This window comes from Micromonospora sp. NPDC005305, assembly GCF_040607315.1.
GTDB lineage: Bacteria > Actinomycetota > Actinomycetes > Mycobacteriales > Micromonosporaceae > Micromonospora.
In genome coordinates, this window is sequence record NZ_JBEXGL010000020.1 from 24,113 (window position 1) to 45,502 (window position 21,390).

Here is a 21,390-nt window from a genome sequence, read left to right on the forward strand (position 1 = left end):
CGTCCGAGCCTCAACGGCACCGTCGCCAGCGGATCTCACCGCCCACGACGGTCGTCATGACCCTGGTACGCAGCACCGCGGCCGGTGAGTCCCGGTAGGGGTCGGTGTCGACCGCGATGAAGTCGGCGAGTCTGCCCGGCGCGAGGACGCCCTTGCGGTCACTCTCGCCGGCAGCGCGGGCCGCCCCCAGGGTGTGGGCGCTGACGGCCTCGGGCATGCTCAGCCGCTGCTCAGGCTGCCAGCCGCCGGTGGGGGTCCCGTCGGGACGGGTACGGGTGACCGCGGCGTACAGCGCGGCGAACGGGTGGGGACTCTCGACAGGGGCGTCCGAACCGAATGCCAGCACGACGCCGGCGTCGAGCATCCCGCGCCAGGCGTAGGAGGCCAGGTCGTGGCCGGCCAGCAGGGAGTCGACCAGATCGATGTCGCTGGTGCAGTGCACCGGCTGCATCGAGGCGACGATGCCCAGGGTGGCCATCCTGGCCAGGTCGGCGGGTCGAAGGTGCTGCGCGTGCTCGATGCGGTGCCGCAGTCCCGGGGTGCGGCCGACCGCCTCGTAGGCGTCGATGACCAGGTTGTTGGCGCGGTCGCCGATGGCGTGCGTGGCCACCGCGATGCCGGCACCCGCGGCCCTGGCGAACAGCTTGACCAGATCCTCGTACGGAGTGACCGCGATGCCCACGTTGCCCTGCTCGCCGGCGAAGGACGTGCTCATGTGGCAGGTGTGCGACCCGAGCGCCCCGTCACTGAAGATCTTCACGGGCCCGGTGCGGAACCAGTCGTCGCCCTGCCCGGTCCGGCGGCCCTCGGCGATGGCCGCCTCCAGGTGCGTCATCGGGATCGCCTTGTGGACGCGCAGCTTGAGCTCGCCGGCGTCGCGCAGCGCGAGATAGGCGGCCCGGCAGTCCTCGCCGTCGATGTCGTGCACGCTGGTCAGGCCGAGCGCGAGCAACCCCTCCTGCCCTGCCCGCAGCAGGTCGCGCAGATCGGGGGAGACCATGAGGTCGCGCAGCGGGTGTGCGGCCGTCTCGCGGAGGACGCCGGTCGGCTCCCCGCGCGCGTCCCTGACGATCTCGCCGCCCACCGGGTCGGGTGTGCTCGCGTCGATACCGGCCAGCCGCAGGGCTGCCGAGTTGGCCCACACGGTGTGGCCGTCCACGCTGGGCAACGCGACCGGCAGCTCGGGGCAGACCGAGTCCAGCGCGTACCGGTCCGGCTGCGCGGGCGGATCCCAGGCGTTGCTGTTCCACCGCCCGCCGAACAGCCAGGCACCCGGCCCTAGCCGCGCCGCGTGGGCCGCCACCATGGCGAGGGCCTCGTCCAGGCCGCGTGCTCCGCGCAGGTCGACGGCGCCGAGGCTCTGCGCGTACTGGGCGGTGTGGATGTGGGCGTCGTAGAACCCGGGAAGCACCGCGGCGCCGTCCAGGTCGATCAGCTCGGCGCCATGGCCCGCCGCCTCGCGCACCTGCGCCTCCGGGCCGACGGCCAGCAGGCGATCGCCGTCCACTGCCAGGGCCTCGGCGAGGGGGTTGTCGGCGTCTCCCGTGTGGATGGCGGCGTTGCGGTACACGCGGATGCTCATGTGACTCCCACGAGTGTCGAGGGGCGCTGGACCATCACAGTAGGTAGCGAGGGAAAAGGAAGAAGGAGCTGCGGACGGCTCGCCGAGGGGCCTGTCGAGGTGACGATGTGGCCGGCCTCTGGCCGGACGTCAGGAGCCACCCGGGGCCACCAGGCCCGATTCGTAGGCGAGGACCACGAGTTGGGCGCGGTCGCGGGCGTGGAGCTTGGTCATGGCTCGGTTGATGTGGGTCTTCGCGGTCATCGGGCTGATCACCATGCAGTCGGCGATCTGGTCGTTGGACAGGCCGCGCGCGAGCAGGGCGACGGCCTCGCGTTCGCGGTTGGTCAGCTCTTCCAGCTCCGCCTCGGTGCCGGTGCGGAGCGGTTGGGTGACGTACCGGTTGATCAGTTTGCGGGTGATCGACGGCGCCAGGAGGGCGTCGCCGCGGGCGGCGACGCGCACGGCGTGCAGGAAGTCCTCCGGCTGGATGTCCTTGACGAGGAATCCGGCCGCGCCGGCGCGCAGCGCGTGGAAGACATACTCGTCCAGTCCGTAGTTGGTCAGGATGACGACGTGCACCCCGGCCAGGGCCGGGTCCGCGGCGATGCGCCGGGTCGCCTCGATGCCGTCGACGACCGGCATCTGGATGTCGACGAGCGCGATGTCGGGCAGGTGCTCCCTGGCCAGCTCCACGGCCGCCCTGCCGTCGGCGGCCTCGGCCACCACCTCGATGTCGTCCTCGATGTCGAGGAGCGCGCGGAATCCGCTGCGGATGAGCGGCTGGTCGTCGACCAGCAGGACACGGATCACGAGAGCTGACCCACGGGAAGCTCGGCCTGGACGGTGAAGCCGCCCTCGCGGCGCGGCGCCGCCGACAGGTGACCGCCGAGGGCGGCGACCCGTTCGCGCATCCCGAGCAGCCCCACGCCGGGCGCCGGCGCGGTGTCCGGCGTGGTCCTTCCGTCGTCCTCGACCCGGATGAGCAGGGCGTCGGGCCGGTAGTCGATCCGGACCCAGGCGTTGGCGGCGGCGGCGTGCCGGGCGACGTTGGTCAGCGACTCCTGGACGATCCGGTACGCGGTCCGGTCCACGGCGGCCGGCACGTCGCTCCGGCGTCCCTCGATCGTCAGCTTCGCGTCCAGGCCGGTCGTCCGGGCCCGTTGCACCAGTTCCGGAACCTGGTCGAGCCCACGCGGCGGGTTCCTGTCGTCGTCGCGCAGCGCCTCCAGGGTCGCGCGCAGTTCCCGGGCCGCCTCACGACCGGCCTCCCGGATCGCCAGCAGGGCCTCCGGCGCCTGTTCGCCCCGCTTCTCGGCCAGGTGGACGGCGACCTCGGCCTGCACCTTGATGACGGAGATCTGGTGGGTGAGCGAATCATGCAGCTCCCGAGCGATGTGCAGCCGCTCCTCGTCGGCGCGGCGCCGCGCGGTCTCCTCACGCGTGCGCTCGGCCTCGTCCGCCCGCCGCTCGGCCTGTCGCAGCGCTTCACCCGCCGCTCCGGCGGCGATCAGCCAGGCCAGCTCGAGGGCGCCCCGGGCCCGCGCGAACGCCTCGCCCGTGTCGTGCAGGCCCGAGGCCATCGCCGCGAGGGGGAGGGCGGCCAGCATGATCACGCTCGCCGCCACCGTGACGGTACGGTGTCCCGCCCGTACGGCGCCGTACACCGCGAACAGGTACGCGACGGCCGGCACGTCGAAACCGGCCGCCTGGTGACCCACCGCGCACAGCCCGGTGACGGCCAGAACGGCAACCGGGGCGCGGCGGCGCGCGGCCAGTGCCAGGCCGCCGGCCGCCAGCAGCGTGTAGCCGGGCAGGTCGAGGCTCGTGGCGGAGTGCTGCCCGGAGAGCCCGGTGACCAGCAGGATCGCCGCCACGCCGACGGCGACGGCCCCGTCGCTGACACTGATCCGTCCCCTGCCCATGCGCGCACCCTAACCGGCGGTCCGCCTCGGGCGACTCCTGCGCGCGGACGATCGGCCGGGTACCGCGGGCGCGGTACCGTGCCGCGTTCTGCGACATCCGCGGCAGCCGGATACGCCGCCCGCGGCAGCGTGAAGTGTCCGCGCCGGCAGGACGACAGGTGGTGGGGCCGGCGGACAGGATCGGATCCGTCCGGTCGTCGAAGGAGAAGGAGCACCTCATGTCCACCCGTCACCTGGTCGCCGCCGCTGTCGCCCTGCCCCGGGGGTTCGGGCTCGCCACACCAGCGGCCGCGTACGTCTCGGCCCGGTCGGCCGTCGATTCCTCCACCCTGACCACCGGACGGCTCGTGGGCACCGCAGCCGTGCTGGTGGCGCTGGCCGGCGTGGTCGTCGGTGGCGTGGCTCTGGCCCGCTCGGCCGGTCGGACCGGCAACGGCAGGCGCGGAGGCCTGGTGGCCCTGGTGGCCGGGCTGACCGGCATGGTCACCGGCGGGCTGGTGGTGGCCGCCGCCGAGGGCGGTCCCGGCACCGGCTACGGCATCGTCGGTGGCTTCGCGGCCCTGGCGATCGGCCTGGTCGCCGCAGTCCTCGGCTGGCTCGCTCTGGCCCGCTCCCGCCGCACCGTCTGACCCCAGGCGCTGCGGGCCCACCTCTGCGACGGCGGTCGAGTGGCGTAGGTCTCACTGGCGGCGGGCACGATCGGGGAATCGTTGGGCCTACGAGAAGTTGACCTCAGCGGTCCACCTGCCCAGCAAAGGAGAGCGCGCGTGGTGGCGACACCTGCGGCCGGCAGCGGTCCGGGGCCGGCGGACAGTGACCCGACCGTGAAGGGCGTCGGCTTTCGTTCCGATCGTGGCCCGGTGCTCGCCGCGGTCATGCTCAGCACGGGCCTGGTCGCGCTGGACTCCACGATCATCGCCACCGCGGTGCCGTCGATCGTGCGTGATCTCGGTGGCTTCTCGCAGTTTCCGTGGCTGTTCTCGATCTACCTGCTCACCCAGGCGGTCACGGTGCCGATCTACGGCAAGTTCGCCGACTCGCTGGGACGCCGGCCCGTGATGTTCTTCGGCATCGCGCTCTTCCTGCTCGGCTCGATCCTGTGCGGCGTCGCGTGGAGCATGCCCGCGCTGATCGTCGCGCGCGCCGTCCAGGGCATCGGGGCGGGCGCGGTGCAACCCATGAGCATGACGATCGTCGGCGACCTCTACACGGTGGCGGAGCGGGCGCGGGTGCAGGGCTACCTCGCCAGCGTCTGGGGCGTCTCCGCGGTGCTCGGCCCCACACTCGGTGGTGTCTTCTCCGAGTACCTGTCGTGGCGGTGGATCTTCTACCTCAACCTGCCGCTCGGCGCGGTGGCGGCGTGGACGCTCGCCCGCCACTTCACCGAACGGATCACCCGCAACCGGCACCGGGTGGACTACGCGGGCGCGGCCCTGCTCACCGTCGGATTCGGGCTCGTCATCCTCGGTCTGCTCCAAGGTGGCGTGGCCTGGCCGTGGGCGTCCATCCCGAGCGTGGCGATCCTCGTGACCGGCGTCGTCGCGCTCGCCGCGTTCGTCGGCGTGGAGCGTCGCGCCACCGAGCCGGTGCTGCCGCTGTGGGTGTTCGGCCGCCGTGTGCTCGCCGGGGGCAGCCTCACCGCGCTGTGCGTCGGGGCACTCACCATCGGCCTGAGTTCGTACCTGCCCACGTACGCCCAGGGTGTGCTCGGCACCAGCGCGTTGGTGGCGGGGTTCGCTCTCGCGGCGTTGTCGGTCGGCTGGCCGCTGGCGGCCAGCCTCGCCGGGCGGATCTACCTGCGGATCGGCTTCCGCGACACGGCCCTCATCGGCGGTGTTTTCGTGATCGGCGGCGCCGCGCTGACCACGCTGCTCGGGCCGGATTCGACGGTGTCGGCGGCCGCCGCGGCGGCCTTCGTGCTCGGTGTCGGGCTCGGGCTGACCGCCAGCCCGACCCTGGTGGCCGTGCAGTCCGTGGTCGGCTGGGAGCGCCGCGGCGTGGTCACCGGCGCCAACATGTTCAGCCGGTCACTGGGCAGCGCCGTCGGCGCCGCCGTCTTCGGGGCGATCGCCAACGCCACCCTTGCCGACCGTTTCGCGCAGCCGCCGGCGGAGATCGGCGCTCGGCTTCCCGAGCACGTGGACGCCACAAGCCTCGTGCTGGGCGGGCACAGCCAGTCCGCCGACCCGGCCGTGGCCGACTACGTCCGCGCGTCGCTGTACCACGCGACACACCACGTCTTCGTGGCGCTGGCCGTGCTGGCGGTCCTCGGGCTCGGCGCGTTGTCGCTGATGCCGCGCCGCAGCGACCACCTCACCTTCGAGTAGGTGCCGACCGCCACGAAGGGCGTGCGGGCCCTCGCGCACGGCCGGAACCGGCTCGACGGGGTGCCGTGGACGTGGCCGGATGACGATCGGCGGAGGTGCTAGGGAGGTGCGGCGTCGCGGGTTTCCCCGTCCGGCCGTTCGTCGCGCACCGTCATGAGGGCCCGGGCGGTGAGGGCCACCGGCCGGTCATCGTCGTGGGCCAGTTGGCGTAGCAGGTCCAGCGCGATGGTCCCCGGCATCTCGGCCAGTGCCTGGGTCAGTCGCATCCGCACCGCGGTGTCCGCGGTGGGTGCGCGGAGTTCTTCGACCAGCGTCCGCATGATCCGGTCGGCCCACGTCGGGTCCCGGGCCAGCGCCCCCAACAGCTCGGCCGCCTCGACATCGTTCGGGCCGTCGACCACCATGCCGAGGAGTGTCGGCACGGCCCGGGTCACGCCCCGGGCGCCCAGCGCGAGAGCGGCATGTCCGCGGACCGCCGGGTCGGTGTCCTCGAGGGCGTCCCTGAGCAGGGCCGTCGCCTCGTCGTCGGGTAGCTCGGCGAGCGCCCGGACCGCGCGCCGCCGGACATCGACGTCCTTCGAGGCCGTGCCGGCTGCCAGACTCGCCACACCGTCACCGCCCGCCCGCGCGAGGGCCCACCGCAGGGCCCCGGCGACGTTCGGATCGGATTCGTTGAGGACCGCCTCGGCCAACAGCTCCGCGGGGACCGACGCGTGCTCGGTCGGGGCCAGGACGGCCTGCTGTCGCCGGGCGGCACTGCGCGAACCAAGTCCGTGCAGCAGCTCGACGACGCGCGCGGCGCCCTGCCAGCCGGCCGGCCCGGCCGCATCGACCGCACGGAGCCGCTCGAGCAGCTCGTGCTCCCGGTTCAGCCGCTCTTCGGTCTGTCGGATGAGGTCGCCGACCAGCGCCGACGGGGTGAATCCGGGATCGTCGAGCGTGCGCGCGACCTGACGCAGCGACAGGCCCAGGGATCGCAGACCCTCCACGTAGAAGATCCGCCGGATGTCGTCGGGGGTGTACTCCCGGTAGCCGCCCACGGTGCGGCCCGTCGGGCGTACCAGCCCGATGGAGTCGTAGTGCCGCAGCATCCGGGCGCTCACCCCCGAGCGGCGCGCCACCTCACCGATCAGCACGCAGACGTCTCCTCGCGCTCCGGACCGAGCGCGACGACCCGTATCGCTTCGTCGACGGCCAGGTCGAACCCGGACTCCGGGTCGCGCAGGAGCCGCTCGGTGGCACTCGCGTGCGCGCGCACCGTCGGGTCGTGGTGGGTCATCGCCGTTCGTAGGATCGGCTCGGCCACGTCGCCGAGCGCGACGAGGGCACGGCTCAGGCTCAACCGCACCGTACGGTCGCCGCGGCCGAACTGCATCGCCAGCTCGGCGGCCAGCGCCTCCTTCTCCCGGTCCGGCACGAGGACGACGGCGGCGCGCCAGGCGGCCCGCGCGACCTCGTCGTCGGCGTCGCGCAGCAGCGACGGGGTGATCGCGGGCCACGCGTTCCGGTCCCCGATCTTGGACAGGGTGTGCAACGCCTGACTACGGGCCTGTGCGCGGGCGGAGCCGAGCTCCGCGCGCAGCTTCGGCACAGTGATGTCCGGCGGAAGGCGGGTCAGCGCCCAGGTGAGCATGTCGCGCACGAAGAAGTCCGGCTCGATCGCGCACCGTGCCACCAGCGCGTCGACCAGACCGGGCTCGGGATGCGTACCGATTGCCAGAGCCGCCTTCAGCCGCGTCGACGAGTTGCCCGCGGCCAGCGCGTCACGCAGTCGCCCTGCTTCCAGGTTCCGGTGTGCCGAGTCGATGGGGATCACCTCCGACCGCCAGTCAAGGCCTTGTCACAGTGAGAATGTCAAGTCTGCGGGCACGAGGCCGCGGACCTCGGCGTGACCGCCACGTCCGGGACACCCGCACGTCGACACCGGGAGATGCGAAGCAGCACCACTTGACGAACGGCATGTTATCGCTCACAGTCGATGGACGAGGACGGCGGACCCCCGTGGCTTACCGGGCGAGCCCAGTTCGTCGAGACCTTCGATCAGGCATTGGCCAGAGCGTGCGTCTGTGCTGTTAGCGCTAACATCGCTGGCGCAGAGGTCCGGCCATGCGTCACGGTGCGCCCCAATCTCAGGTGGACCGTTCGGCTCTTGGTCTTTGAAGGAGGATCATGTCTGCCATCGATAGATATTCACCGATCGCATCGCCCTCCCGGCGGCGGAGGTGGGTGCCGCGGGTCGTCGCCGCCGCCGTGACCGCGCTGGTGGTCGCGGGCGCTGCCGCGGTGGCGGTGTCGACGCCGGCCGCCGCGGCGACGGTCGACACGAGCGCGTGGTACGTGTTGATCAACCGCAACAGCGGCAAGGCCCTGGACGTGTACAACCTGGCCACGAACGACGGCGCGCGGATCGTGCAGTGGTCGCGGAACAACGGCAACCAGCAGCAGTGGCAGTTCGTGGACTCGGGCGGCGGCTACTACCGGTTGCGGTCGCGGCTGTCCGGCAAGGTGCTGGACGTCTACAACTGGTCGACCGCCAACGGCGCCAACATCGTGCAGTGGACCGACGTCAATCAGGCCAACCAGCAGTTCCGGCTGGCCGACTCGGACAGCGGTCACGTCCGGTTGATCAACCGGAACAGCAACAAGGCGGTGGAGGTGCAGGGCGCCTCCACCGCCGACGGCGGAAGCATCGTGCAGTACGACGACTGGAACGGCTCCAACCAGCAGTGGCAGCTCGTCCGGGTCGACGGCGGGAGCAACCCCACCACGCCGCCACCGAACGGCTCGTGCACCCTTCCGTCGACGTACCGCTGGTCGTCGACGGGTGCGCTGGCGAACCCGAGGTCCGGGTGGGTCTCGCTCAAGGACTTCACCACCGTCGTGCACAACGGCCGGCACCTCGTCTACGCCACCACGCACGACACCGGAACGGCGTGGGGCTCGATGAACTTCAGCCCCTTCACGAACTGGTCCGACATGGCCTCGGCCGGCCAGAACGCCATGCCCTTCGCCGCGGTCGCGCCGACCCTGTTCTACTTCGCCCCGAAGAACATCTGGGTGCTCGCCTACCAGTGGGGCGGGCCCGCGTTCTCCTACCGGACGTCCAGTGACCCCACCAACGTGAACGGATGGTCGTCGCCGCAGACGCTCTTCTCCGGAAGCATCTCGGGCTCCGGTACGGGACCCATCGACCAGACGCTCATCGGTGACAGCACGAACATGTACCTGTTCTTCGCCGGGGACAACGGCAAGATCTACCGCGCCAGCATGCCCATCGGCAACTTCCCGGGCAGCTTCGGTACGTCCTCGACGGTGATCATGAGCGACTCGACCAACAACCTCTTCGAAGGGGTCCAGGTCTACAAGGTCCAGGGCCAGAACCAGTACCTCATGCTGGTCGAGGCGATCGGCTCGCAGGGCCGCTACTTCCGCTCGTTCACCGCCAGCAGCCTGGGCGGTTCCTGGACGCCGCAGGCCGCCAGCGAGAGCAACCCCTTCGCCGGAAAGGCCAACAGCGGCGCCACCTGGACGAACGACATCAGCCACGGCGACCTGGTGCGCAACAACCCCGACCAGACCATGACCATCGATCCCTGCAACATCCAGCTGCTCTACCAGGGACGCGCCCCGAACTCCGGCGGCGACTACGGCCTCCTGCCGTACCGGCCGGGTGTGCTGACGCTGCAGCGCTAGCGGCGTACGGGCGGGCTCGGCGCACGGCCGAGCCCGCCCGGGACGTGGTGCGCGTGTCAGCCGCCGGGCGAGGCCGGTGAGCCGGGCGCCGTCCTCCCGGCCGCGCCCCTGGAGACCACCGGTCCTCCTGGTGCAGCGGCTACCGTGACGACGGCGGGAAACCCGCCGCAACCGCCGGGTCCGATGTCCCGCCGCCCGTCACGGGAGGAAGCATGAGCAGCACCCCAGAGCGAGGCCCGGTGAAGGCCGCCATCACCGTGTCCCTCGACGGCTACGTCACCGGTCCCGACGATCACGCGGGCCAGGGGCTCGGCATCGGCGGCGAGCGGCTCCACTACTGGGTGATGGGCGGCCCGTGGACCTACGAGACGGAGCGTGAACCCGGCGCCGGCATGACCGACGCCGACCGCGCGTACTTCGACGCGCTGATGGAGGGAACGAGCGCCGGCCTGTGCGGCCGGGGCATGTACGACAGCGCGGGCGGCTGGGGCGGCCGGAACCCCTTCCAGGGAACCCTGGTCGTGCTGACCCACCGCACCGCCGACCAGCCGGACCCGAGCACCGGTTTCCTGATGGTCGACGGCTTCGACGAGGCGCTGGCGGCGGCCCGCCGTTCGGCCGGCGACGGCGGCGTCGCCATCGGCGGCGGGGCGGACGTCATCCGGCAGGCGCTCGCGGCGGGGGTCGTCGACGAACTCGGCATCACCACCGCTCCGGTCGTCCTGGGCCGAGGGAAGCGGCTCTTCGAGGGCTTCCACCGGGATGTCGATCTCACGATCCTCTCGGTCCACCAGTCGCCGTACGCCGTTCACGTGCGGTACGCCGTCGTGCGGTGACGGGGCGGCGGCGCGTTCAGGCGCTGCCGGCCAGCCCGCGTACGCTGACGAGACCGGGGACCGGGACGCGGCCGAGTTCCCGGCCCGTGGCAGCGTCGTGCCAGCTCACCGCGTCCCGCTGGCCCACGTAGAGGCGGCTGCCGTCACGGCTGAGCGCGAGGCCGGCGACCGGCTCGGGTACCGGCCAGTCCGCCGTGCCGGTCAGGCTGGTGAGATCCAGGGCCCGGACCGTCGTGCCGGCGGCGAGGAAGAGACGGTCGGTGCCGGCGGCGGCGTGCGCGGCGCCCGTGCCGCGGGCCTGAGGGGCCGTGCGGCGCACGGTCAGTTCCTCGGTGGAGATGTCCGCGACGGCGCCCGACGCGACGTCGGCGACGAGGAGCCGGCCTCCGTCGGGGCTGATCGCCATGGCGTGGCCGGCGGCGGACGCCTCGCCGAACGGGTGCGGCAGGTCCACGCAGTACGCCCACCGTTCCGCCAGGTTCAACGTGTGGACGAACGCGTGCGCGTTGCCGGGCCGGCCGCTGACCAGGTCCCGGGTGTGCTGGTGGCCGGGCTGGTGGGTGTAGAGGGTGTAGAGGACGGTGCGGTCCGGGGCGAGCACCGCCTGGCGCCCGTCGCCGCGCATCTCCTCCTCGGCGCCGGGCGGAACCGGCGACTTGTCGCGGGTGGACAGCGGGCCGGGCTCACCGGTGGCGAGGTCGACGACCCGCACCCGGTAGCGGTCCGGCGCGGTCGCCGGGAGCCATTCGAGGACGAACAGCCCGCTGCGGTCGGCGGTGAACGCCTCCGGGACGTGGTTGCCCCGCAGGTCCAGCCGGTGGCGTATCCCGTTGACGTCGGCGACCAGCACCTCGGTCACCTCCCGCCCTGGCGGCCGGCCGCCGTCCACCGTCGCTCCGGTCCTGGTGAGCGCCACCCCCGTACCGTCGGCCGAGACCGCCTGCGGTACCCAGCGCCCGGGTAGCAGCGTCCTCGCCGAGGCGCGGCTGGTCGTGGCATCGATCCGCCAGCAGGTGGTGTCGGGGCCGTCGAGGGCGGTCGCGAAGATCCACGCGCCGTCGGCGCTGGCGACGGCGCGGGGGATCGTCCGGCGGTCGGTCCCGCGCAGGAGAGCCTGCCCGTCGTCGACGTGGACGAGCAGCGGGTCGGGAATGGCGTCGGCCCGGGCGGAGGCCGGGGCCCGGGTCGGCTCGCAGCCGGCCAGTGCGGCGGCACCGGCACCGGCGAGCAGGGTCAGGATGCCGCGGCGCGAGATGGTGACGGTCATACCCGGGTGACACCCTCAGAGGCGTCGAAGTTCCGTGCCGCGAAGGTGGAACCGGCGGCGCGCGGCCGGTGTCATGAGGGTGGTCGAAGGGGAGGTCTCCACTGGACGACGACGAGCTTGTCCGCCGCGCCCGCGCCGGTGACCTGGAGGGTTACGAGCTCCTGGTCGCCCGGCACACCGCGTCCGCGTACCGGACGGCGGTGCTGCTCGGCGCCGGATCGGACGCGGAGGACGTCATCCAGGAGGCGTTCGTGAAGGGGTTCCGCAACCTGTCCCGCTACCGCGGTGAGTCGTCCTTCCGATCCTGGCTGCTCGCGATCGTCGCCAACGAGACCCGCAACCTGCACCGGTCCCGCAGCCGGCGGGACGGGCTGGTCCTCCGCGCCACGGCCGCGAACCCCGGGGCGGAGGTCGGCGAGGACGCCGCGGTCGGCGGGGTCCTCGCCGCGGAGCGTCGGGCCGCGCTGGTGGCGGCGCTGCGCCGGCTGCCGGTCAAGGACCGCGAGGTGATCGTGTGCCGGTTCCTTCTCGACCTGACCGAGGAGGAGACCGTGACGACGCTCGGCTGGCCCAGGGGCACGGTGAAGTCACGGACGTACCGGGCCCTGGCGAAGCTGCGCAACCTGCTCGACCGCGAGGAGGTGGCCCGTGGATGACCTCGAGCGCGAGCTGCGGGACCTCGCCACCTGGCTGGAGACACCCGAGGTCCCCGACGTGACCGCCCCGGTGCGGGCCCGCCTGGCCACGCCCGCACGCCGTCCGCGCCGCTGGCGCTACTGGCTCGCCGCGGCGCTGGCCGCGTTGCTCGTCGCCCTGCTGCCACCGGGGCGGGCCGCCATCGCCGACGCCGTGGCGGGACTGCTGCGCTTCTCGGGGATCGTCATCGACACCACCTCGGCGCCGGTGCCGCCCACCGGGGTGCCGTCTCCGCTGCCGGCGCAGCGGCCCGCCTCCCTCGTCGAGGCGCAGCGGCAGGTGCGCTTCCCGATCCGCGTACCCGCCGAGCTGGGCGAGCCGGAACAGGTGCTGGTCGCCGACCCGGACGGCACCGGGGCGTACCGGGTGGTGACGCTGCTCTACCGGGGTGGCGCGCTGCGCCTCGACGCTTTCGACGGTGGCCTCGACCCGGTCTTCCACAAGCAGCTCGGCGGGCCGGGCGTGGAATGGGTCCAGGTCCGCGGCGACTTCGCCGTCTGGATCGGCGGGCCGCACGAGCTGGCCTACGTCGATCGCACCGGCACGGTGCGGGTGGAGACCGCACGGCTCGCCGCGGCCACGTTGATCTGGGAGGACGCCGGAGTCAGCTACCGGCTGGAAGGCGACCTCACGCGGGACGACGCGATCGGCGTCGCCTCGTCCCTGGACTAGGCGTGGGCCGGGCCGCGCGACCACCGTCATCCGCTACGGGAGGAACCTGCGCGGCGCGATCGGTGTCATCAGGACGACGGGTGCCGCCGGCCGGCACCGAACCGGTCCGGAGGTGCGAGATGCGTTCATGGGGCAGGGTCCTGCTGGGGTCGGTGGTCCTGCTGGCGGGCTGCACCACCGCCGGCCGGTCGGCCACGCCGGCCACGCCGGCGGCGGATGCGACGACCGGCTGCGCGGCCCGGGTCGATACGGGCAGGCTGCCCGACTGGGCGGACGCCGGCTTCAGCGGGGACACGCGGATCGCGCATGTGCTCGGCGCGAAGGGCGACATCGTCGCCGTGCTGTTCGGCCATCCGCTGGCCGTCGGCCGGACGGAGGGGCCCAGCAACAAGATTCTCTGGGTCGCCCGGCCGGCGGCCACGCCGTCGCCCGACACCGGCGCGCCGGCGAGCCTCGTCATCACCGCGACCCTGGACGGCACCGCGACCCGGGCGACCCGCGAGGTCGCCGGCGGGCCCGGCCCGTCGATCATCGACCTGCCGCAGGCCGGCTGCTGGCACCTCGACCTCCGCTGGTCCGGGCGCACCGACACCATGGACCTTGTCTACGTCCCTGCCTGACGTCGGGCGTGCTTCCTGACGCAGACCCGCGAGCCCACCCACCTCGGCGGGTTCCCGACGGCACGCGCCAGGACCGCCGTGGCATCCGGCCGGCCCGAGTGGGGCGCGCTCACCGACGCAGGCTTCGCCGCCGGACCGGCGAGGACCACGGCGCCGACCAGTCGAGCCTTTCCCTTGACCGGGGACTCGCGCATATCCGGGGCGGTCGCAGGGTAGTCGGTGGTGATGACCACACCTGAGCAGAGTCGGCAGCAGGAGGACGCGCTCGAGACCGGCGCGGTGTATCAGGACGCCGAGGGGCGCCGCACCACGGACGCGGGCGCCGGCGCCGCGAACGCGGACAGCGAAGCCGACCGCAACGCCGAGCACCTGAGGCGTGGCGAGGTCGGTCCGGGCGTCCCGGAGGAGTAGGCCCGGTCGGCTGCTGGAGCCCATCGCTGAGCAGTGCGACGATGGGTGTCCACGATGCCGGCATCCGGGCGGAGGACAGCCATGACGCGGGACAGCGAACCAGCGGTACGGCGCCAGCACCTCCGCGACACGCCTCTGCACGTCCTCGCCGTGGTGATCTTCGGGCTGCTCGCCTGGTCGGGACTGACCGGGCTGGACCGGGAGGTGGCCGGCCTGGCCGTGCCCGCACTGATCGTCGGGCTCGCCGGCGCCGTCCGGGCGGTCCTGGCGGTCACCGGGATCCTGCCCGCGACGCGTCCGGCCGCGCGGCAGGCGGTCCGGGGGATCCTGCTGCTGATCGCCGTGGTCGCCCTGGCGACCGGGTACGTGCTCGCCCCGACCGGAATGGACCGGGGCTTCGTCATCGCGGTGGACGCCGTCCTCGCCGGCGCGCTGGCCGCCTACGCGTTCCTGGGCGAACCGCGGCGCGCGGTCGCCGGGACCCGCTGACCCTCCGAGCGGCGCCGCGGACCGCGCCCCGGCTGTTCATTCCGTCTTGGGCGGGGTGGGTGGGACGGCCAGGGCGATGGTGAGGGCGAGCACCGTGGCCGGTTCGTGGAGCCGCTCGCCGTACAGCTCGCGGAGCTTGCCCATCCGGTAGCGGACGGTCTGCGGGTGCACGAACAGGTCGGCCGCCACGTCGTCGCGGCGGCCCTGGTGCAGCAGCCAGGAGCGCAGCGTCTCGGCGAGCCGGTGCGCGGTGGCCGGGGGCAGGTCGGCGAGGGGCGCGAGGGCCTGGGCGCGCAGGTCGGCCAGGGCCTCCGGGTCCATGCTGAGCAGCAGTTCGGCCAGGTGGTGCTCGGTGTCGACCGGCCCGGCGTCCGGTTCGCCGAGGCCGAGGGCGAGCGCCCGGGTGGCCCGCTGGTAGGAGGCGGCGACCCGGTGCCACGGCCGGGCGGGTCCGAGCACCGCGCGGTGCCCGTGCAGCAGGCGGGTGAGCTGGCGCCGCCGGGCGCCGTGGGTGTCCGGCACCAGCAGCACGGCGAGTTCCTCGGCGGGGTCCATGCCGGGCAGGTCCTCGCCGCTCTCCAGGGTGTGCGGGCCGAGCAGGGCGAGCACCGCGCGCAGGTTGCGGCGGGGCAGGAGGACGACGGTGAGGGTCTGCGGCAGCGGCCAGTCGGCCCGTTCGGCGCTGCGCCGCAGGATCTCCTCGGGGTCCCCGGCGAGCAGTTGCCGCGTGAGCCGTTCCATGTTGCGGCGGCGCGCCCGGCCGGCGCTGGCCCGCTCGTCGCCGTGCCCGGCCACGCTGGCCGCGGACAACTCGTCGATGTACGCGAACATCAGCTCGGCGAATTCAGCCACCGTCTCGGCGGACAGCCCGCTGCGTACCGTGGTGGCGGAGACCTCCCGCCAGGCCACCCGCGCTCCCACCCGGTACGCGGCCAGCAGCGCGTCCATGCTGCGCCCCGAGCGGGCCTCGCCGCTGCCCAGCGCGTACGCGGCCTCCAGGGCCGGGGCCAGCGGGGTGCTCGGATCGGCCAGCTGCGCCCCCTCGATCAGCTGGAGGAAGGTGCCCAGCGCGATGCGTACCGCGTTCTCGATCTTCGCCCGCATCGTGCCGGTGAGCGCGCCGGAGTAGTCGGGGACCTCGGCGGTGATCGCGCTGACGGTGCGCTCGGCGACGACGGGAAGCCGGTCACGGAGCCGGGCCGACACCCGCTCGTCGAGTTCCAGATGGGCCGCGCGATGGCTCGCGTAGTCGTCCGACATGTTGTTCTCCCCGAACAAGAACCTGCGGCTCTTTCACCTTTGCCGGTCAAGATGTTATGCGATCACGCAGTCACCCTGGTGATATGACCACAACTGCCCCCCGCCGCTCCCAGAAGGTGACCTTCCGGGACAGACTGCTGCGGCTGGCCGGCGCCGTCACCACCCCGCTGCTGCCCGGCGACTACCTCGACCTCGTGGCGCCGCTGCGCGCCGGCGCCCCGCTGCGCGGCCGGATCGTGGCCGTCCGTCCGGAGACCCGGGATGCCGCGACCGTGGTGATCCAGCCGGGCCGCAGCTGGCAGGGGCATCTGCCCGGACAGTACGTGCGTCTCGGCGTGGACGTCGACGGGGTGCGCCAGTGGCGCGCGTACTCGGTCACCTCGCCGCCGGGCGCCGCGGACGGCCTGATCTCCGTCACCGTGAAGGCGATCCCGGACGGCAAGGTCAGCAACCATCTGGTCCGCCGGGTCCGGCCCGGCACGATCGTCCAGCTCGACCAGGCCCAGGGTGACTTCGTCGTGCCCGAGACGACCCCCGGACGGGTCCTCTTCCTCACCGCCGGCAGCGGGATCACCCCGGTCATGGGGATGCTGCGCGCCGGGCTGCACGACCGGGCGGACGTGGTGCTGGTGCACTCGGCGCCGACCCGGGACGACGTGATCTTCGGCCCGGAGCTGCGGGCGCTCGCCGAGGCCGGCGCGCTGCGGCTGGTCGAGCGGCACACCGACACCGACGGCCTGCTCGGCGTCGACGAGCTGGCCGACCTGGTGCCCGACCATCTCGACCGGCAGACCTGGGCCTGCGGGCCGATCGGCATGCTCGACGCCGTCGAGGGGTACTGGGACTCCCAGGGGCTCGCCGACCGGCTGCACACCGAGCGGTTCCGGCCCACCGTGATCTCGCCGGGGGAGGGCGGCACCGTGACGTTCACCGGGGCCGGGGTGACCGTCGAAGCCGACGGGGCCACCCCGATCCTCGATGCCGGCGAGCGGGCCGGGGTGGTGATGCCGTCCGGCTGCCGGATGGGCATCTGCTTCGGCTGTGTCGTCCCGCTGCGGGAGGGCGCGGTGCGCGACCTGCGCAACGGCGACCTCACCACCGCCGTCCCCGGCGACGGCGTGCTCGTGCAGACCTGCGTGTCGGCGGCCGCCGGTACCTGCGACATCGAACTCTGACAGGAGGCCATCCGACGTGACCGTGATCCAGAAGAAGGCGGACAACCCGATCGCCCACCTCAGCGCCGAGGACATCGAGATCATCGGCAAGGAGCTGGACGCGATCCGGGACCGGGTGATCGCCGACCGGGGTGAGCGGGACGCCCGCTACATCCGTAAGGTGATCAAGACCCAGCGAACGCTGGAGCTGAGCAGCCGCGCGGTGCTGCTGTTCTCGCTGTTCCCGCCCGCCTGGATCGTCGGCACGGCCGGCCTCGCGGTGGCCAAGATCCTGGACAACATGGAGATCGGGCACAACGTCCTGCACGGGCAGTGGGACTGGATGCGCGACCCGAAGATCCACTCCACCACCTGGGACTGGGACCACGTCTCCCCGCCGGAGCAGTGGAAGCACTCGCACAACGAGCTGCACCACCGCTACACCAACGTGCTCGGCAAGGACAACGACCTCGGCTACGGCATCATGCGGGTCGACGAGGACCAGCCGTGGCACCCGGCGTACCTGGGCCAGCCGTTCTACAACTTCGTGAACGCCTGCTTCTTCGAGTACGGCATCGCCGCGTACGACCTGGAGCTGGGGGAGAACCTCAAGAACGGCCGGCACAAGGACCCGGCGTTCCGGGCCCGGGCCAGGGCGGTCGGCCGCAAGATCCGCCGCCAGGTGCTCAAGGACTACGTGCTGCACCCGCTGCTGTCCGGCCCGTCGTTCCTGTCCACGCTCGCCGCCACGTTCACCGCGAACCTGATCCGCAACCTGTGGAGCCACTCGGTGATCATGTGCGGGCACTTCCCGAACGGCGTGGAGACCTTCGAGAAGACCTCCATCGACGGCGAGACCCGCGGCGAGTGGTACCTGCGGCAGATGCTCGGCTCGGCCAACATCAGCGGCAGCCGCCTGCTGCACATCATGACCGGCAACCTGTCGTACCAGATCGAGCACCACCTCTTCCCCGACCTGCCGAGCAACCGCTACCAGGAGATCGCCCCGCAGGTGCGGGCGCTGTTCGACCGGTACGGGCTGAAGTACACCACCGGCCCGCTGCCCAAGCAGGTCGCCTCGGCCTGGTGGAAGGTGATCCGGCTGTCGCTGCCCAGCCGGCGCGCCGACCGCCGCCAGCCGGTGGCCCCGGCCCCGCTGGTCTCCTCCGGCACGGCCTGACCGGCCGCCGCCCACCGGAAACTATTCCGGTGGGCGGCGCCCCCGCCGATCGGCTAGCGTCATGGGCATGAACCTCAGGCGCAGCACCACCGCCGCAACCGCGCGAGCTTCCCGCTCGCCGGTTGCCGCCGCCTGACCTGCCCCATCCCCGCCGGCGACCGGAAACGGTCCGCCGGCGTCGTCGTGTCACGCCACCGCCCGCGCGGCGGACCGTCCGGTCGTCCCCACCGGAAGGCCCGTGCCATGACACCCGACCAGATCGTCCGCACCTTCGTCGACCACTACCACCGCCGGGGCCACCGGGACGCGCCGGAGAGCTTGCTCGTTCCGCCGCCCGGCGACCCGGTGCTCTTCACCACCTCCGGCATGCACCCGCTGACCCCGTACCTGCTGGGGCGTCCGCACCCCGGCGGCCGGCGGCTGGTCAACGTGCAGCGCTGCCTGCGCACCACCGACCTGGACGAGGTCGGTGACCGGACCCACCTGACCGTCTTCGAGATGCTCGGCTCCTGGTCGCTCGGCGACTACGACATCGCGACCAGCCTGCGCTGGGGCCACGAGCTGCTCACCGAGGGCTTCGGCATCGACCCGGCGCGGTTGCACGCCACCGTCTTCGGCGGCGACGGCCAGGTCGGCCCGGACGAGACCGCCCTCGCCACCTGGACCGGGCTGGGCGTGCCGGTCGAGACCAACGGCGCGGAGAACTGGTGGTCCAACGGCCCCACCGGCCCGTGCGGGCCCGACTCCGAGATCTTCGTGTGGACCGGGGACGGCCCGCCGGTCGGCACCCCGGGCACGGACGAGCGCTGGATGGAGGTGTGGAACCACGTCCAGATGCGCCACCACCGGCACCCGGACGGCCGGCTGACGCCGTTGCCGATGGCGAGCATCGACACCGGGATGGGCCTGGAACGCCTGGAGATGGTGCTGCGCGGCGGCCGGTCGGTCTTCGAGGGCGCGGGCCTGAGCCCGTGGGTGGGCGCGGTCCGCGACCGGTGGGACCTGCGCGGCCAGGACCTGCGGGTGGTCGCCGACCACCTGCGCTCCGCGGTGGTCGTGCTCGGCGACGGGGTACGCCCCGGCAACACCGGCCGCGGCTACGTGCTGCGCCGGCTGGTCCGGCGTGCGCTCACCGTGCTGTGGCGCGACGACCCGGCGCGGAGCCTGACCGGGCTGCCGCTCGACGCGTACGGCGACACGCTGCGCCGGTTCCGGCAGGACGCGCAGGCCGGCCCGCTGCGCGAGCTGCTGCTGGGGGAGGAGCGGCGGTTCCGCGGCCTGCTGGACCGGGGCCGGCCGCTGGTCGACCGGGTACGCGCGCGCGGGCCGCTCACCGAGCGCGACTACCACTGGCTGCACGACACCCACGGGCTGCCCCGGGACCTGGTCGACGGCCTGCTCGCCGAGGCGGGCTGATCCGCGCCGGTGGCCGGGGCGGTGCCACGGTGCCAGACTCGGCAGCGGAGACCGCCGCAGCGAGGGATGTGGTCGCATGACCGGGTACGAGGTCCGGCCGGACGCGGAGACCGTGACGCTGCTCGGCGCCCGGGTGACCGTCACCGGCGCGACGGCGCTGCTCGCCGCCGCGCAGGACGGGCCGGTGGAGCTGCTGGCCGGGGGTGACTTCCCCGCGCCGGTGCGGGAGGTGCGCTGCACCGTGCGCGCCGAGAGCGGGGTGCACCGCTTCGAGGCGTACCTGCGGGCGGACGCCGCGCCGCCCGGCGCCGGCCTGCTCGCCCTCGGCCTGGCCGGGCCGGTCGGGCTGCTGGTCGCCCAGCGGCTCGCCGCGCGGGGCGGCGACGGGCCGGCCGCCGCTGTCGGCCGCGTCGCCGCCGAGGCCGGCCGACGGCTCGGGCTGCGGCCCGCCGGGGCGGCCCTCGCCGAGCCGTCGCGCGACCCGGCCGGTCGGGCGGTGCTGCGCGCCGCCGAGGAGGCCGGCCTGCGTCCGCAGGTCAGCCACGATGGGCCGACGGTGCGGGTACGCGCCGAGGTGCCCAGCGCCGACGTGACGCCCACGCACCTGACCGCCATGGTCGGCGTGGTGCTCCAGGCCGTCCGGGAGCTGGCCGGCGACACCCCGGAGCCGACGCTGCTGCGCGGCCGGTCGTACCCCGTGGGTCACCGCGCGGCCGCGGCGGTGCCGCGCAGCGCGGCGGTGACCCTCGACCAGGTCGGCGGCCTTGCCGAGGTGGTCGCCCGGTTCCGCGAGGTCGCCGTGTCGTTCCGGCACCCGCAGGCGATGGCCCGCTGGGGGGCGCGCCGGCCGCAGGGCATCCTGCTGTACGGCCCGCCGGGCACCGGCAAGACCATGCTGGCCCGGGCCCTGGCCAACGAGATCGGCGCCGACTTCGTGGAGATCCGCACCCCGGAGATCCTCGACAAGTTCCTCGGCGGCTCCGAGCGCAACATCAAGCGGATCTTCCGGGAGGCGCGCCGCTACCGGCGGCCCACCGTCATGCTCTTCGACGAGTTCGACAGCATCATCAGCTACGCGGGCTCCGGCGGCGACGCGGCCAGCCAGGCGGTGAACGCGGTGGCCGGCATCTTCAAGCAGGAGATGAACACCCTGTTCGAGGAGAACCCGGACGTCATCGTGGTGGCCACCACCAACTTCCCGCAGCGGGTGGACGCCTCGCTGACCCGCTCCGGCCGTTTCGACCTCAAGATCGCCATCCCGGCGCCCGACGAGGCCGGCCGCGCGGAGATCCTCGCCACGATGATCCGGGAGCTCATCGACCGGCACGAGCGGCCCGGCTTCCGGATGTTCGCCGCCGACGTCGACCCGGTCGCGCTGGCCGCGGCCACCCCCGGGCTCACCGGGGCCGACCTGCGGGAGGTGCTGCGCCGGGTGCAACTCGCCAAGGCGCTCCGGGAGGCGACGGAGGGTGCGCCGCCCGCCCCGATCAGTCAGGATGACCTCCGAGAGACCGTCGCTGGGCTGCGCCGCGGCTGACGACGGTACGGCTGCCGACTTCGACCTCGGACCACGGCGGCGGGGCCCGGTGTGTCCGGGCCCCGCCGCCGTGTCTGGTGAGGTCAGATGCCGTAGATGAATTGTGCGTCGACTGCGCCGGCGCTGTTGGCGTTGCGCAGGTAGACGGTGTTGTTGTCGGGCCGGCGTACACCGGGGGTGTCGCTGCCGTCGTTGTTCCAGTCGCCGGGGACGGCGATGTCGCCCGAGGGGCCGTGGCCGTAGATGAACTCGTAGTTCGTGGTGGTGGTGCCGTTGGTGAGGTACCAGGTGGAGTTTGTGGGGCGGAAGACGCCGACGGTGTCCTTGCCGTCGTTGTTCCAGTCGC

The 21,390-nt window shown here is 73.2% G+C and carries 20 protein-coding genes and 1 pseudogene; 13 read left to right on the forward strand and 8 right to left on the reverse strand.

Annotated elements, in window-relative coordinates; genetic code table 11:
- Window positions 1-10 precede the first annotated feature (10 nt).
- From ABZS80_RS26210 to ABZS80_RS26220, 3 genes are all read right to left on the reverse strand, one after another.
- Window positions 11-1,582, reverse strand: a complete 1,572-nt coding sequence (locus ABZS80_RS26210) for an amidohydrolase (RefSeq protein WP_355059867.1) — start codon at window positions 1,580-1,582, stop codon at window positions 11-13.
- Window positions 1,583-1,711: 129 nt separating this feature from the next.
- Window positions 1,712-2,374, reverse strand: coding sequence for a response regulator transcription factor (locus tag ABZS80_RS26215; protein WP_355059869.1), 663 nt, complete (start codon window positions 2,372-2,374; stop codon window positions 1,712-1,714).
- Window positions 2,371-3,486 carry a histidine kinase gene (locus ABZS80_RS26220; RefSeq protein ID WP_355059871.1) on the reverse strand — a complete coding sequence of 372 codons (1,116 nt, stop codon included), beginning with the start codon at window positions 3,484-3,486 and terminating at the stop codon, window positions 2,371-2,373. Before ABZS80_RS26220 ends, ABZS80_RS26215 begins: the two co-directional genes overlap by 4 nt.
- A gap of 218 nt (window positions 3,487-3,704) precedes the next feature.
- Here ABZS80_RS26220 and ABZS80_RS26225 point away from each other — a divergent pair, with 218 nt between their 5' ends.
- Both ABZS80_RS26225 and ABZS80_RS26230 read left to right on the forward strand, forming a co-directional pair.
- The gene (locus ABZS80_RS26225; RefSeq protein ID WP_355059873.1) at window positions 3,705-4,115 is read left to right on the forward strand and encodes a DUF6223 family protein; all 411 of its coding nucleotides are present in this window, start codon (window positions 3,705-3,707) and stop codon (window positions 4,113-4,115) included.
- 81 nt (window positions 4,116-4,196) lie between these two features.
- Window positions 4,197-5,813, forward strand: a complete 1,617-nt coding sequence (locus ABZS80_RS26230; RefSeq protein WP_355059875.1) for an MDR family MFS transporter — start codon at window positions 4,197-4,199, stop codon at window positions 5,811-5,813.
- A 98-nt stretch (window positions 5,814-5,911) separates the two neighbouring features.
- Here the strand turns inward: ABZS80_RS26230 and ABZS80_RS26235 are convergent, their stop codons facing one another.
- Window positions 5,912-6,949 carry a HEAT repeat domain-containing protein gene (locus tag ABZS80_RS26235; RefSeq protein WP_355059877.1) on the reverse strand — a complete coding sequence of 346 codons (1,038 nt, stop codon included), beginning with the start codon at window positions 6,947-6,949 and terminating at the stop codon, window positions 5,912-5,914.
- The gene (locus ABZS80_RS26240; protein WP_355059878.1) at window positions 6,943-7,629 is read right to left on the reverse strand and encodes a HEAT repeat domain-containing protein; all 687 of its coding nucleotides are present in this window, start codon (window positions 7,627-7,629) and stop codon (window positions 6,943-6,945) included. The genes ABZS80_RS26235 and ABZS80_RS26240 overlap by 7 nt, the downstream gene beginning before the upstream one ends.
- A gap of 353 nt (window positions 7,630-7,982) precedes the next feature.
- Between ABZS80_RS26240 and ABZS80_RS26245 the strand changes: the two genes are divergently transcribed.
- Window positions 7,983-9,506 (forward strand): non-reducing end alpha-L-arabinofuranosidase family hydrolase, encoded by a 1,524-nt coding sequence (locus tag ABZS80_RS26245; RefSeq protein ID WP_355059880.1) that lies wholly within the window; start codon window positions 7,983-7,985, stop codon window positions 9,504-9,506.
- 212 nt (window positions 9,507-9,718) lie between these two features.
- Window positions 9,719-10,342 (forward strand): dihydrofolate reductase family protein, encoded by a 624-nt coding sequence (locus ABZS80_RS26250; protein ID WP_355059881.1) that lies wholly within the window; start codon window positions 9,719-9,721, stop codon window positions 10,340-10,342.
- Window positions 10,343-10,358: 16 nt separating this feature from the next.
- Here the strand turns inward: ABZS80_RS26250 and ABZS80_RS26255 are convergent, their stop codons facing one another.
- A complete protein-coding gene (locus ABZS80_RS26255) occupies window positions 10,359-11,609 on the reverse strand; it encodes a hypothetical protein (RefSeq protein ID WP_355059883.1) in 1,251 nt (416 codons plus the stop codon).
- Between the two features lie 200 nt (window positions 11,610-11,809).
- Between ABZS80_RS26255 and ABZS80_RS26260 the strand changes: the two genes are divergently transcribed.
- From ABZS80_RS26260 to ABZS80_RS26280, 5 genes are all read left to right on the forward strand, one after another.
- Window positions 11,810-12,265 (forward strand): RNA polymerase sigma factor, encoded by a 456-nt coding sequence (locus ABZS80_RS26260; protein ID WP_255474565.1) that lies wholly within the window; start codon window positions 11,810-11,812, stop codon window positions 12,263-12,265.
- A complete protein-coding gene (locus ABZS80_RS26265; RefSeq protein ID WP_355059886.1) occupies window positions 12,258-12,977 on the forward strand; it encodes a hypothetical protein in 720 nt (239 codons plus the stop codon). The genes ABZS80_RS26260 and ABZS80_RS26265 overlap by 8 nt, the downstream gene beginning before the upstream one ends.
- Window positions 12,978-13,096: 119 nt before the next feature.
- Window positions 13,097-13,597, forward strand: a complete 501-nt coding sequence (locus tag ABZS80_RS26270; RefSeq protein ID WP_355059888.1) for a hypothetical protein — start codon at window positions 13,097-13,099, stop codon at window positions 13,595-13,597.
- Between the two features lie 225 nt (window positions 13,598-13,822).
- Complete coding sequence (locus ABZS80_RS26275; protein WP_355059889.1) at window positions 13,823-14,008, forward strand: ribonuclease; 186 nt, start codon at window positions 13,823-13,825, stop codon at window positions 14,006-14,008.
- An 81-nt stretch (window positions 14,009-14,089) separates the two neighbouring features.
- On the forward strand, window positions 14,090-14,497 hold the full coding sequence (locus ABZS80_RS26280) for a hypothetical protein (protein WP_355059891.1): 408 nt from the start codon (window positions 14,090-14,092) through the stop codon (window positions 14,495-14,497).
- A 36-nt stretch (window positions 14,498-14,533) separates the two neighbouring features.
- On the opposite strand, the gene ABZS80_RS26285 is transcribed toward ABZS80_RS26280, so the two are convergent.
- A complete protein-coding gene (locus ABZS80_RS26285) occupies window positions 14,534-15,757 on the reverse strand; it encodes a helix-turn-helix domain-containing protein (RefSeq protein ID WP_355059893.1) in 1,224 nt (407 codons plus the stop codon).
- Between the two features lie 83 nt (window positions 15,758-15,840).
- On the opposite strand from ABZS80_RS26285, the gene ABZS80_RS26290 reads away from it, so the two are divergent.
- From ABZS80_RS26290 to ABZS80_RS26305, 4 genes are all read left to right on the forward strand, one after another.
- Window positions 15,841-16,932, forward strand: coding sequence for a ferredoxin reductase (locus ABZS80_RS26290; protein WP_355059895.1), 1,092 nt, complete (start codon window positions 15,841-15,843; stop codon window positions 16,930-16,932).
- Between the two features lie 16 nt (window positions 16,933-16,948).
- Window positions 16,949-18,091, forward strand: coding sequence for an acyl-CoA desaturase (locus tag ABZS80_RS26295; RefSeq protein ID WP_355059897.1), 1,143 nt, complete (start codon window positions 16,949-16,951; stop codon window positions 18,089-18,091).
- 243 nt (window positions 18,092-18,334) lie between these two features.
- Window positions 18,335-19,507: an alanine--tRNA ligase-related protein gene (locus ABZS80_RS26300; RefSeq protein ID WP_355059899.1), complete on the forward strand. Its 1,173-nt coding sequence runs from the start codon at window positions 18,335-18,337 to the stop codon at window positions 19,505-19,507.
- A 76-nt stretch (window positions 19,508-19,583) separates the two neighbouring features.
- Window positions 19,584-21,044, forward strand: coding sequence for an ATP-binding protein (locus ABZS80_RS26305; RefSeq protein WP_355059901.1), 1,461 nt, complete (start codon window positions 19,584-19,586; stop codon window positions 21,042-21,044).
- Between the two features lie 83 nt (window positions 21,045-21,127).
- Here the strand turns inward: ABZS80_RS26305 and ABZS80_RS26310 are convergent.
- Window positions 21,128-21,390: pseudogene (locus ABZS80_RS26310) on the reverse strand (hypothetical protein); the annotation flags it as partial.

What these genes read in the sequence shown, in the direction of transcription:
- ABZS80_RS26255 (WP_355059883.1), bottom strand. Translation starts at nt 11,609, where the DNA reads ATGACCGTCACCATCTCGCGCCGCGGCATCCTGACCCTGCTCGCCGGT.
- ABZS80_RS26300 (WP_355059899.1), top strand. Translation starts at nt 18,335, where the DNA reads ATGACACCCGACCAGATCGTCCGCACCTTCGTCGACCACTACCACCGC.
- ABZS80_RS26225 (WP_355059873.1), top strand. Translation starts at nt 3,705, where the DNA reads ATGTCCACCCGTCACCTGGTCGCCGCCGCTGTCGCCCTGCCCCGGGGG.
- ABZS80_RS26245 (WP_355059880.1), top strand. Translation starts at nt 7,983, where the DNA reads ATGTCTGCCATCGATAGATATTCACCGATCGCATCGCCCTCCCGGCGG.
- ABZS80_RS26250 (WP_355059881.1), top strand. Translation starts at nt 9,719, where the DNA reads ATGAGCAGCACCCCAGAGCGAGGCCCGGTGAAGGCCGCCATCACCGTG.
- ABZS80_RS26210 (WP_355059867.1), bottom strand. Translation starts at nt 1,582, where the DNA reads ATGAGCATCCGCGTGTACCGCAACGCCGCCATCCACACGGGAGACGCC.
- ABZS80_RS26275 (WP_355059889.1), top strand. Translation starts at nt 13,823, where the DNA reads ATGACCACACCTGAGCAGAGTCGGCAGCAGGAGGACGCGCTCGAGACC.
- ABZS80_RS26290 (WP_355059895.1), top strand. Translation starts at nt 15,841, where the DNA reads ATGACCACAACTGCCCCCCGCCGCTCCCAGAAGGTGACCTTCCGGGAC.
- ABZS80_RS26285 (WP_355059893.1), bottom strand. Translation starts at nt 15,757, where the DNA reads ATGTCGGACGACTACGCGAGCCATCGCGCGGCCCATCTGGAACTCGAC.
- ABZS80_RS26220 (WP_355059871.1), bottom strand. Translation starts at nt 3,486, where the DNA reads ATGGGCAGGGGACGGATCAGTGTCAGCGACGGGGCCGTCGCCGTCGGC.
- ABZS80_RS26280 (WP_355059891.1), top strand. Translation starts at nt 14,090, where the DNA reads ATGACGCGGGACAGCGAACCAGCGGTACGGCGCCAGCACCTCCGCGAC.
- ABZS80_RS26270 (WP_355059888.1), top strand. Translation starts at nt 13,097, where the DNA reads ATGCGTTCATGGGGCAGGGTCCTGCTGGGGTCGGTGGTCCTGCTGGCG.
- ABZS80_RS26305 (WP_355059901.1), top strand. Translation starts at nt 19,584, where the DNA reads ATGACCGGGTACGAGGTCCGGCCGGACGCGGAGACCGTGACGCTGCTC.